Source organism: Legionella bononiensis, assembly GCF_016786215.1.
Taxonomy (GTDB): Bacteria; Pseudomonadota; Gammaproteobacteria; order Legionellales; family Legionellaceae; genus Legionella; species Legionella bononiensis.
Window position 1 is genome coordinate 57,231 of the sequence record NZ_JADOBG010000015.1, and the last position, 12,326, is coordinate 69,556.

The window sequence follows — 12,326 nt, forward strand, 5'->3', positions numbered from 1 at the left end:
GCGCTAGGACTCTGGTGTCCCTATAGTATTTTTGGCGAGACTCAACCTCTAGAAAATTGAATTGGATATCCGTTAACCAAGCCAGTTTCATTTGTATGTACCCTATTCTTTTTGAGCAAATTGTTCTATTCGTTTTATGACAGTTTGAACTCGTTGCTCTGTCACTGGCCCGTCATTAAGATGGCCAGGGAGTGACTGCATGAATTCATCGTTCTTTAAGAATTCATTGAATACTATCCTTAAGTGCTTCTTTAAATCATCGCTTGAAATTTGCACTTGCTCTGCAATATCAATACATCCAGCGATCACCGTAATCATGTCTTCAAAGTCATGACTTCCAAGAAAATCATAGTTGCCCCTTGATTTAAAAGCCTCTATTTTTGTCGCTAAAAAATACGGGGCTGTTACAGATTTGATGGTAATCTCCTCTGTAATCTGATGATCAACAGCATGTTTGATTGATTCTTTATACCATTCATTACCCCAACCCAAAATTTTTTCATCTGTAGGCATTACATCCAATATGATGTCATCAAGATGCCAACGACAGGTGATCTCATCTTGCATCGAACGATAAAAGCCTTTCTCTTTTAGTTTTTCCTCAAATTTATAGTACTGGCCTAAAGATAAAACATCGATAATGCAATCAACATCCAATGTTGTGCGAACATCTAATGATAATGGATCATTGATAAACAAAGCCGTGGTGCAGCCACCAAGATAGACCACTTCATCGTTCAATTCCCCGAGTTTCCTCGCAACCAACTCCAGCATTCTTAAATTGGATGTCGCTCTTTCGTTTCTTTGATGCATAAAACTCCCTTAATAACTCTATTGCTATCTTACGCTCTCTTGCTCGCCCTGAACGAATCGCGTCAATGAGAACTAGTAGCTCGTAAAAAGATTGATCCGGGTGTTTTGCTAACGCCTCCGGCACCGATCGATACAATGGTTCCAAAGCTAACCCTCGCTGATCGCCCTCAGCATAAGGCCATACAGGTATGGGATCATCTCCTAACACGATATGTTTTTTAAATAGAGGAGCTGCATAGCTTGTAGGGATACCCCGTGTATACACTCCTAGTTGCACCGGAAAGAAGTATTTTACACCGTAAATCAAGCATTCCTCACAAGCGGCTTGTATGGGCATCCGAATAGTTTTACTTGAATTAGATTCTTCAGATTTACGATATACAGGTGCAATCAATCCAGATAATTCCAATCGCTTCATCCCTTCATGCACTTCAGACGCACTCATGCAAAGATAGGTTGCCAAATCTTTTTGAAGTAATTGCTCTGGTTGTTCACTAGCTAATATTTTTAACAATATTACGATGTCTTGTGGCTTTAACATGTATCGTTCCAATGTGACCTCTATAAACAGAGTATAGCATAAATTCGCAATTCGCGAATCGCGAACTGCAAATCAATAATCGTTTTTGGTATTATTATTTATGTGAAGAAATGTACTTTGTCCCATACGTCCCACAATTGCAAAATGATGCAGGGACGTTTCTAGCTCAGAAATGATGCGGATGCCCCTCTTGTCCCCTTCGTCCCAAATATTTTTTACTGGTAGGTGGAATACTGGCCCAGCAGTCGACACGTGATGCTCTCATCTCTGGGTGATAAGCTTAAAAACGCTTATAGACATTTTTGTCGAAAAAATAATAACTAATATTGTAATTTTTTTTGTTCACATCAAAAGCGTCTTCTACTAGATAATATTGCCAGGAATTAGCTGCTGATCCCGTATCTGAGAGAGATGTTTGTATACATAGATAGGATTTATCGCCTTTATTTATTCTCCACCAATCAGAAAAACGAAGAATTGGGATATCTGGTTTAACACTTGGATTCATCGAATAGTTTTTAGCTGTTGCTGTACTTATTTTTTATTTGCAATTATTAAATAAGGTTGGTCATCACACACTACTGCTCCATAGATCTGACCATTAATTTCAGAATCGAAATGATTTCTACAACCTGGTTCATTATCATTAGTGGTGCCAAACCCATCAAGTTAGGTCATGGTTATAGAATCATTGGCTGGCTTACTGTTTTTACATGATTGTAAAAATTCTACTGGGGGCATGGCCAATCCAATAGAGCTTATGAATATACAACTTAAAATTACAACAAATTGTTCCCTTAGATACATTGCGTTTCTCCTGCTTCTAGCGCCTCTTTAGTGTATTTCCAAAATATAGCCAGCGTAGCAACTGTCTTGAATTTTCATTCAAGACAGTTGCTACGCTGGCTTTCCAGATCTCACCTTACATCGGAGGCATCACCTTGCAACAAAACCAATGGCATCGCTCACTGATGTGTTATTTCATCATCATCCTTCCATTCCAGCAAACAGCATAAAACAAGCATAAAGGGGGCAGATCTTGCCTTTTGCTTGAATAAAATTGGTAAAAATTTGGGGATCAGCTATTTATGAATTAACAGAATTATAAAACCACTCTATTCTCAAGAAGCAAAAGACAAGATCTGACCGTATTCGCGCAAAGTTTTATTAAAAATATCATTGTTGTTGATTGTGAAGATTTAGTCGCTTGCTCTTCATTTAAATTCATGGGAACAATAGTAATTGCACCGAAAACGACATGGTGTTTGGCTGACTATGTGGAAAACTTAATTCATGAAATGTCACATATAGATCTCTTTATTCGGCAACTGATTGATCCTATTGTGGAAAAAAATGTACTATTAGACAGTCCGCTCAGAAAAAGCAAAAGACCAACTATCGGTGTATTTCATGCTGCATCTGTATTATCCAGAGTTGTACAATTATTGTCAGCTCTTTTAAATGATCAATATGAAACAGAATTAACTCGTGTTCGATTATCAAATAATTACCAGAACCTTAAAGCTGCATTGGACACACTAAAAAATGCACAATTTCTTACGAATGTAGCAAAGATGCTTTTGGAAGAAATGAATGAGCACTCATTACTCTATAGAGAATTTTTATTATGATTATAGATGAATTAAAGACACGCTTTAGACTTTTTTCTATTCAGCCTTATCTCTATTTTGCCTTAAGTGGCATTTTAGCAACTTTAGGGAATGGATTGATTTATATCACAGTATCCTGGCTTGCATATGAAAAAATGCATTCTATTAGTGGCATAGCCTTAATGATGTTTTGTATTTGGTTACCCACAATACTATTTGGTCCCCTTTTTGGTGTATGCGCAGATAAATATAACCGTAAAAATTTAATGATTATGTCCAATATGGTTCGTGGGCTGGCTGTTATTGTTTTTGTGATACTTTATTACTTGGGCTTATCAACAAATATTTTTGTCCTGGCCACATGTCTGGGTATTTTTGTCTCATTTTATATGCCAGCGGCAGTACCCATGATAAGTAGTATTGTTCCAGAAAATGATTTAATGAATGCTAATGCAACTGTAGATATGCTATATGAGCTAGGAACAATCATTGGCATGGGAGTGAGCGGCTTTTTGGTTTTATATTTGGGACTGATGAACACTCTTGCTCTGGGTGGGTTATTATTTTTATTGGCTGGGATATTTAATTGGATCATGCAATGCAAACCAGAACACTGCTATGGAACACCTAATAAAGAAAAAACTAGTTTTGTAGATGACTATGTAAGCTCCTTACACTATCTAAGAGACAATCCGCGCCTTCTTGGAATTTACTCAATCCAAACGTGCATCATGATACTTTTAATGACAATCCCCATCCTTCTACTTCCATACACAAAAGAAGTGCTGAAAGTAGGCGCAGATAAGTTTTCAATTTTAGAAGCCCTTTTCTCTATGGGGGTTTTTATTGGTTGTCTGATATCACCTATATTATGCAGATTAATTAAAATAAAACGAACCTTGTTACTACTCATGATTGGTATAGCAATAGGTCTGCATATATTCTCAATTAATGAGAATATAATAATCAGTTATATATTCTATTTTATTATTGGTTTTGGTTTATCAAGCTGGGCCTTGTCTCTAACCCAAGCTCAACTTCTTGCCGATAAGACATTTCAAGGACGTTTGCAATCGACTTTTAATAGTATTTCAGGGCTAGGAGTTCTTGCAATATACTTGCTCATTACATTCCGTACGGAACTTCTTGATATCCAAAAAATGTATAACTTCCAAGCAATAATAGCTTTATGTGCAATTGTGATTATTTTAATGGTAAAAGAACATGTTATCGAACCCACAAACAATAAATAGAAAAGGCTCTACGCTAATTTCTGCTGAAAATATTTGTTATCATAGTGTACATAACTACTTATTTGAACAACTTTCTTTGGTACTTTGTGAAGGAGAAAAAGTAGGTCTTATCGGGCATAATGGTTGTGGAAAATCTACTCTATTAAATATTCTTTCAATGCGTCTTAATGCTCAAAATGGCCAGGTAGCCCATGCAAATAATCTTAAATGTTCTTTTGTTGAACAAGAGTTTCCTGAAGCCCTGGAAAAGATGACTATTATTAAGGCCATTTTATCTACATTACCATCCGAGGCTCAGTCTGATAATCGCAGGAAAACAGAATCTTTACTCACTAAAGTAGGCTTAAGTGAATTTTAAGCAAGCGTAGGTCGGGCAACTTATTGCCCGACATTTCTAATGCTCCTAAATAAATTCGTTTGAGTAAAATATCTTTGGATTGGATATACGCAAATAATTTCTCAAATGTTTATCTTGGTGAACAAGATCTGTCGGGCTATACGTAGCACAACCTACGCTGGCTAATATTTGATTATCTATCTGCTCATTATTTAATAATACATAAAGATCCAAGTAGTCTTTTAATCGACTATTCGCCATGCCCAATAATGCAATTGCGTGCAGCTTTTCTGCAATTACCGTATAAATTGGATAAGTACGGATTTTAGGGGCAGGAAGATCACTAAGAAGTACGGGATAATGAGCATCTATTGGCCCAGGGGTAACTGCATCACCATAACCTATATCAATTTGTATTTTAATCTTTGCTTTCGCCAATTCCCCAAATAACTCAACTCATGCTCCAGTATAACCTCCATCTTTTTTGATAGTGTCAACCGTCACTGATTCAGACAGGAAACTTATTCCATCATCTGCAGAGATTCTGCAAATTTTACTGAACGTTTGTTTAATATACGCTAGATCATTATCACCAAACCCCAATAAATCAATATCTTTAGTTGGGCGATGAGGCATGTCATACCATAAGTTAAATAGTAAGGCACCTTTCAACAAAAACTGTTTAGAATATTCTGATTCTCCAATTCGATATAACAAACGTTCCAGACCATAACGAGTCAATACCGCATTAAAATCAGAACCTTTTTTAACAGCTATATTCTTTAAACGTGAGCGTACAGACTCACCAATATTTTTTGTCATTGAAATGCCTCAATATAAGGACGCATTACGTTTGCAACGCGACAAATTTTCGCATAATGCCACAGTTCATCAACTGTTACTTTATTTTTTGTATAAGCCTCTTTGAGCGCTTCAATCGCCACATCAAGGCCAATTTTATTGCGATGTTTGAAACAATCTGCAATTGTCTTGGCACGGTTATACACCCTTAGCTTAATATTATCTGATTCTATAATTTCAATTCCTTCGCTAAAGGCTTCATCTGAATATTGCACCATTTTTAGCGGCGGATAATCCATTTTTGGCACATGACTTCCCTTTGGCATAGCGATCCATACTTTTCGAGGTAGTTGTGTTGTTAGATCATGGATCTGCAAAGCAGTTAGCAGACAAAACACTGCTTGAGGTACTCGGCTTGCTATAATAATCAGGCTTTCCTTTTCAGAAAACTTAGTCTCGGGTAGGCAATATAGTCCGGGAGCAAGTTTTTCAAGTTTGTTTTCGTTAACAAGTCTTGAAACGGTCGCTCTAGTTATCCCCTGTTTGGTTAGATCGGACATTTTGATTACACCCGTTTTTCTAGCCATTTGGAGTACTATTTGTTTATAGCTATCCTTTGTCTTCATATTTAAATTTTGATACATAATTTCGTTACTTACAAATAAATAACGAATATTTGTATCAAAATTACGCTTCATTTTATCAGAACAAGAAAAAAAACTAGGGCAGGATATCTTGTTTATTTTAACTCTCAAATTCACCACGCAGTGCGTGGTAAATCTTAAATGAATTATCATTAAACTTTAATCTAAATTGGCTCCACTATCGCTCATTAACAGGAAGATGACAATCCCATTATTGGTTTACTATGGACACAAGAAGTGAAACTATGGCTAAATATTTGCTTGGCGAAAAAGCAATACAAATATTTGCTAGCAGATAATATCTATTTAGTTTCGTACTTATAATTTTAATATTAAAACCCAGAAACACTAAATGGGTTTTAATATTAAAAATAACCCCGTAAAATCCATTGTGGGAAATTTGCGTATTTGAGTACGACATTGTTATACATCGTAGGACATTTGTAGTGGATTCCTGCGATTAAAATTAAAATAAAATCAATTACTTACTTTTAAATTGACGGGCTCATAATCCATTGGTCCTAGGTTCAAGTCCTAGTGGGCCCACCAATTAAAGTCCTTTAAATTCAGTAAATTACAAATTATTTCGCTTAATTTTCTAAATTTCATTGCGAAGATTTTGTGGGATTTATGACCCACAAAATTACACAAAAACAATATCTACCTTATATAACCTTATGATTTAAATGAATTAAATTTTAAGAACAAACGGACTATTAGTCCGTTGCTTGTATTAATTTATCGTCATCAAAATTAGAGTTCGAACCACGCAGGGCAATCAAGAGGAGGAAATCAATTTACACTTTGTCGATATTGGTATAAGACACATTATAGACTTAACTATCCTCTGGATGCTAAGTATTATATTAGAACAATGAATCTTCCAGATTGAACGCTTAAGCATCCTTATTTAAAGTAATATCAGGTGAGCATTTTGCATTTGTGCTCATCACACAAAATGGAAAATCACTCACCTTACAATTTTTTTTTATTTAACTAATTTAATATCATCAGGACGCCAAGTTTTGTCAAACCATGGCTGCAAAGGACCATATAATCGTAAAATAGTAAACCAGCCTTTTCCTGGTATGGTTTGTATCCAGTTCCCTTTTTTTCCGGGTGGTAGTGTAGGGCCAAAATATACATCAACTGAACCATCCGGATTGATTTGTAAGTCTTTGTTTTGACTACTTACACTTGGGTACTGCTGATCGGTTTGTAACATAGACCGTGTCTGAGTATCATATACAATTACAGACCAAAACGTCTTAACAGGGATATTAGGTGGTAAGTGTAAGTGATAGTTTTTACCTCCATCGAGTGGGAGATTGTTTTCATCTACTGCTGTCCAAGGATAAGTTGAACCTTCACCAACACTTTGAGTATCCATCGCTGGCGTGACACCGGTGGCTACAGTAAAAAACATTGCAGCAGCATCTAAATTAGCGACTCCAGGCTGCCATTGGAATTTGTAACTGCCGATAAATGGACGCATCCATCGCCTATCTTTGAAAAAATAAGCCGATGTTTGCCGCATGCGATAAGCGTTAACTCGAGATATAGCATCACCTATTTTTGTAGCGTCAATAAGAAGCTTCTTCATTCTAGCATCAGGTGTAAATGGTTTTCCCTTTAAAATACCCACTGAAGCCCAAAATCCTAGAGTAGTAGCATCTACTGTATTCGTTGGCTCTGTTTGAACAACCTGATTGAGTAATTCCCAGAATTGATAATTTGTTGGAGCCACCATGTTAAATGGTCTACCTGACATATTGATAAATTTTAATTTAGGTGGGTTACCTGCTTGTGATAATGGATAAATTTTCATGTATTTTTTAGTTTCATCCACACCAGGTTTAGGATTTCCATTAACTAAAAAGCTACGCCAAGCTGCCCATACACTTTTTGAACCAGGTCGAATAACAAAATAGCCACTAGGAGTTTTATTATATCCTGGAGGCAATAAGATGTATTTCCCTCCTTTACCTTTATCTGGACCAGTTATACCAATATCACCATTCCAATGGTACCAAATATCATTCACAAGCCCGAGTACTTTAGGCGGGACCTCAATCACAACAGGGCCATTACTCAGATCCACCCAAAACCAAGTGTATGGGGTATTATCATTCGCGGTCAATTCTATAGTTGTTGAATCGACGAGATTTTCCCAAATTGGAACTGTTAAATTTGCGGGTCCAAGTTTCAGAATATTATTTCTGTTACTTGCCTGATTAACCACCGGAAGTGCAAGAAGATAAGCTTGGACTGCACGCTGCAAATCAAGAATATCATAAAGTTTTTGTGTGCTAGCTTGATTGGGAACACCATCGAAAAATTCGAATGAACCTAAACTTGTCTTAACTGTATTAGGAATCTCAATGCCAGCCGGGATTGTAGTCGTCATTTTATATTTTCGTGGGGATTGATTTGATGGCTGACTTTGAGCTATAGCCTGCCCTAATAAAAAAGTTACAGTAAAGATGAGTCCACCAATATATTTTATTTTTATCATGAAAGTTACTCCCTGTATTAACTCTTTTTTTGCTCAATTTTTAATTAGTCTAACATGATAATATAGATTCGATCATATAGCTTAATTAATTGACGATCCTATTGAAAATATCATACCTTGAAATAATGGGGTCACTGTGAAGCTCCCCCACTTTAACGGATACTTTTAATCGGCGACAATATCACCCTATAGAAGAGTGACCATTATGACGACCAAGCGAAAGCCTTATGCATATTTTACAAAAGAATTTAAACAAGAAGCAGCAAGCGTAGCAGTTCGCATATAGGATTGAACAAAATATCATTCACAAGACGTGCTTGAAATTAGATGCTTTTGGCAGCAAACAATTTTACACTCTAAGAGTTTAAGGAGATGTTTGAGTTAGAAGATCAATCGCTAAAGGTATTAGGCATCTTGATGAAGAGTTTCAACGCAAACTCAAAGGTATGCTGCACAATGGTGCTATTCTGCAACCTTCCAGTGATCTCCAACGCCATTGATCCTACCTTACCTTTACCGATAATAATGCTGTAGTATATACTTGAAACTAAAGGCCAGTTTTAGCGAAAGGAAACGAAATATGGAATCAATTAAAAAAATAACACTCATGATGATTGTTTTTTTTTCTATATTTATTTCAAAAAGCTATGCAAATATCAATGTAGGAACAGTTGTCTATGATCCTCCTTATGTCATATCAACAAGTCAGGGTTTTGAGATAGAATTCATTAAACTCTTGTGTAGCAAGATTAAAGAGCAATGCACCTTTTTACCAATGAATTATTATGAACTATTCACTGCATTAAATAACAAAAAAATTGATATCGCCGTAGACGGTATTGATTTTTACATTACCCCCAACCAATTAAATGGTAACTACATATATTCCTATCCTTATTTACTAAGTCAAGGTCAATTTTTAGTGTTAAAAAATAGTGGTATTAAAGATCTTTCAACATTGCCCCAAGGCGCAAAGATAGGAACAGTTCAGGAAAATAAACAACCAGATCAAGGAATTTTTTATGACTATTTTATGACACATTACAGTCCTAAATATAATCTTGTTTTGTTTGCAGACGTTGAGTCCCTGATAGCGGCTTTAGGTACAGGAAAAATTTCCGCTGCATTCATGGACGAGAACCAATCCAATTATTGGAGTCAAAATATGCAAGGACAGTTTCTAGAGCTTGTTAAACCGTTCAAAGTAGCTGACGGTATTGGAATTATGGCCTTACCATCCCAAAAAAAATTAATTCAAAAACTAAATCAACAAATCAAAATTATTGAAAATTCTCCAGAGTACATCCAGCTATACAACACTTATATTTCACAATGAGTCATCAAAGAAATCGATTGAGTCAATCGATGGGGTAATGGATCTCCTGGTAAATGACCTCTGAAAATTCTTATGTAGGGGCGAAGGTATCAGCAAGCGTAAGTGAGTGAGATTTTTTTCATTGTGAATAAGCAAGCATTACAGCACCTGCTGCTGCCATCATAACTGCACCCAGCGTAGCAACATTAAACAAGCTAAAGGGATTATTTGATTGTCGTATTTCTGGTACATTGGGAACTATTAAATCCAAATCATCTGCTATCTGTAGTCCTTCTTTTTCGTTTAATTTTGTTACTGCTACCGCTTCATTTACTGCATTTGGGATGAATGATATTGGTCCAAATTCATCTATAAATTCTTGAGTGTCGTTTAAAAGCTGTCTTAATTTTTGAAGCAAATCACTTGGATAATCAAAGTATCTATTATGAATATATAAAGTTAGGAGTATATCTCTTTTAATGTTTAAAATATTTTCCCATGGTTGAGCCTGACTATCTTGCCTACAAAGAGCTATGTTTTGCTCATAAGACGATAAAATCTCATTAACAAGCGAAAAACTGTTGTTCATTATAGCCGTTTTTAAAGGATTATCTTCATTATCGGTAATGACATTTTTGTAATACTGTAGATTAGGAATAATAACTTTTGTACAAATCTCATCAATGGGATAGGAATAATAATGCCGAAAAGCACATGGGAGTAAACAGGTACAACAGGTCGTACTTAATTCAATTAAAAAATCATCAGGATTATTTTGAGATAATTCACGCACTGTGGCGTGGACACAAGCACAACTATTCAGACCTGTCACATACATTCTTGAAAAAGATATATCTTCAGATCGGAGATGATCAAGTATCACTGTTGCACCACTATCTTCCATCTTCCAAACTGTAGCTTTGTTTGGATAATCTTTGATTAGATGCTGCAATTCAGGAAGTAGCTGAGAACACTCTTTTCTTTGACCCACAGATACAAGAACTCGCTCTCCTGAAGGACTAATTTTATACTCTATCGGTCCCGACTCAAAGTTTACAATAAGAATATATTGTCCCTCTTCCATTGCTTTAGCTAAAGCTTTTTTAAACGCCTGGAGAAGAATCGGTTTAATTGAACCCTCAATAAATTTGGGTTGCATATCAATAATTACAAATATTGATTCACTGGATTTTTTTTCAGGTACAAAAAACCGGTTTTTAAGATAAGAAGTACTAATTTTTAATTCACTTTTGAGTTGAGTCATGCCAATACCAGGAAACAAAAATAGCAAATTATAACACAGAAAGCTCACAAAAAGACCATAACTTAACGTGACTTTTCAGAAATAAAACATTACGAGGGCTATACAGGGTCTGACCAAAATTTTAAACAGGCATCGCAACAACATACAGCCAGTTCATCATTCAGCTTTACTATAGGAATGTAGCACATGTTACCTGGTTGCGTGCAACCAGCCAGCCTGAACTACTCCCTTTAATTCTACAAAAAAGTGACTTAAATCGAGGATAAAAATTTAAGTCGCCTCGTCAGTATTATTATCTCATCACAAGACTTTGCAATGCTGGGTGTTTGTTGTCATCAGTGTCTACAAATTTAAAAATGCGTGAAAAAGGTCTTTGCAATTGATATAAACAATCTAATGCCTCTTGAGGAACAGCCATTTTGGACAACTCCAGTTGGCAACCAACCTCTGGTACTATAGCGCCAGACAAAAGCTCATCCAGTTGTGTCGTTGTAAGTTCAATCGTTTTGATCTCTCCTTGCGTTTGCAAACCTAAAGTAATACGTTCCTGATGTTTGCTCTTGCGCAAAAACCATTGATCCGAGTCAATCATAGGATTTGCATCGCATGCAAATATGAGAAAACTGGTGCAATCCATTTTAATAACTTTGTCTATGCCTTCTTTATCAATTGTATAGGTTTTATCACGAGGATGCTTAGCCGAGACAGGTTTCGTTTTATCTGTAAAGAACATAAAATTCTTTGCCTTTTCAGGTAGGAGAAGTTTAGTTACTTCAAGTTTTCCCCCATCGGCCTCTAACCACATCGAGTCACCACTTAATACCCTTTCCAGGTCGTTATCAGTGATCCTCATCCAGATAGGCTGTCCATGCCGCTGGATACCCAAAGTAACATGGCCATGCATGCTGCTTTTTCGTATAAACCATTGGTCAGTATCGACAGGAGGATTTGAGGTCATCTCAAAAATTAAATAATCTCTACAACCTGATCTGATTATTTCCAGAATTTTATCTTCAGTGAGTTTGTCTTTTAGCTCAGAATGAGAAGCACTCATTGTTAAATACCATTTGATAAACAAGCCATCATTGTATCAACAACGATCACACTGATCAATATTGATGTAATCGTAATTAGGTTTGGCACGATAAATGTCATTTAGTGAGGGATGCGGTCTTTGGGTTGTGTTCCGAAAAACACAGAATAAAATACCGTGCTTTCTTCAAGATCAGATTC

At 36.1% G+C, this 12,326-nt stretch carries 10 protein-coding genes and 1 pseudogene; 4 read left to right on the top strand and 7 right to left on the bottom strand.

All coding sequences use genetic code 11. The features are described from left to right. Positions 1–102: 102 nt before the first annotated feature. The gene (locus tag IZU94_RS10235) at positions 103–813 is read right to left on the bottom strand and encodes a hypothetical protein (protein ID WP_238400423.1); all 711 of its coding nucleotides are present in this window, start codon (positions 811–813) and stop codon (positions 103–105) included. Next, the gene (locus IZU94_RS10240; protein WP_203110358.1) at positions 731–1,354 is read right to left on the bottom strand and encodes a hypothetical protein; all 624 of its coding nucleotides are present in this window, start codon (positions 1,352–1,354) and stop codon (positions 731–733) included. Before IZU94_RS10240 ends, IZU94_RS10235 begins: the two co-directional genes overlap by 83 nt. Before the next feature lie 1,178 nt (positions 1,355–2,532). Here IZU94_RS10240 and IZU94_RS10245 point away from each other — a divergent pair. Genes IZU94_RS10245 through IZU94_RS10255 form a run of 3 tightly spaced genes read left to right on the top strand, consistent with a single transcriptional unit; the run spans position 2,533 to position 4,575 of the window. Next, positions 2,533–2,985 carry an aKG-HExxH-type peptide beta-hydroxylase gene (locus tag IZU94_RS10245; protein ID WP_369410920.1) on the top strand — a complete coding sequence of 151 codons (453 nt, stop codon included), beginning with the start codon at positions 2,533–2,535 and terminating at the stop codon, positions 2,983–2,985. Continuing rightward, the gene (locus IZU94_RS10250; protein ID WP_203110361.1) at positions 2,982–4,217 is read left to right on the top strand and encodes an MFS transporter; all 1,236 of its coding nucleotides are present in this window, start codon (positions 2,982–2,984) and stop codon (positions 4,215–4,217) included. The genes IZU94_RS10245 and IZU94_RS10250 overlap by 4 nt, the downstream gene beginning before the upstream one ends. Beyond that, positions 4,189–4,575, top strand: a complete 387-nt coding sequence (locus IZU94_RS10255) for an ATP-binding cassette domain-containing protein (protein WP_203110363.1) — start codon at positions 4,189–4,191, stop codon at positions 4,573–4,575. The genes IZU94_RS10250 and IZU94_RS10255 overlap by 29 nt, the downstream gene beginning before the upstream one ends. Positions 4,576–4,620: 45 nt before the next feature. Here the strand turns inward: IZU94_RS10255 and IZU94_RS10260 are convergent. The 3 genes and pseudogenes from IZU94_RS10260 to IZU94_RS10270 all read right to left on the bottom strand — a co-directional run bounded on the left by IZU94_RS10260 (position 4,621) and on the right by IZU94_RS10270 (position 8,514). Beyond that, positions 4,621–5,376 (bottom strand): annotated as a pseudogene (locus IZU94_RS10260) (nucleotidyl transferase AbiEii/AbiGii toxin family protein). Beyond that, entirely contained in the window at positions 5,373–6,053 is a 681-nt protein-coding gene (locus IZU94_RS10265; protein ID WP_238400422.1) for a type IV toxin-antitoxin system AbiEi family antitoxin domain-containing protein, read from the bottom strand. Before IZU94_RS10265 ends, IZU94_RS10260 begins: the two are co-directional and overlap by 4 nt. A 934-nt stretch (positions 6,054–6,987) precedes the next feature. Beyond that, positions 6,988–8,514 (bottom strand): DUF1254 domain-containing protein, encoded by a 1,527-nt coding sequence (locus IZU94_RS10270; RefSeq protein ID WP_203110365.1) that lies wholly within the window; start codon positions 8,512–8,514, stop codon positions 6,988–6,990. Between the two features lie 580 nt (positions 8,515–9,094). On the opposite strand from IZU94_RS10270, the gene IZU94_RS10275 reads away from it, so the two are divergent. Next, positions 9,095–9,850: a transporter substrate-binding domain-containing protein gene (locus tag IZU94_RS10275; RefSeq protein WP_203110367.1), complete on the top strand. Its 756-nt coding sequence runs from the start codon at positions 9,095–9,097 to the stop codon at positions 9,848–9,850. A gap of 118 nt (positions 9,851–9,968) precedes the next feature. Here IZU94_RS10275 and IZU94_RS10280 read toward each other — a convergent pair whose 3' ends face one another. Together IZU94_RS10280 and IZU94_RS10285 are read right to left on the bottom strand one after the other, a co-directional pair. After that, complete coding sequence (locus tag IZU94_RS10280; RefSeq protein WP_203110369.1) at positions 9,969–11,093, bottom strand: isochorismatase family protein; 1,125 nt, start codon at positions 11,091–11,093, stop codon at positions 9,969–9,971. Between the two features lie 292 nt (positions 11,094–11,385). Further along, a complete protein-coding gene (locus IZU94_RS10285) occupies positions 11,386–12,147 on the bottom strand; it encodes a hypothetical protein (protein ID WP_203110371.1) in 762 nt (253 codons plus the stop codon). Positions 12,148–12,326 lie beyond the last annotated feature (179 nt).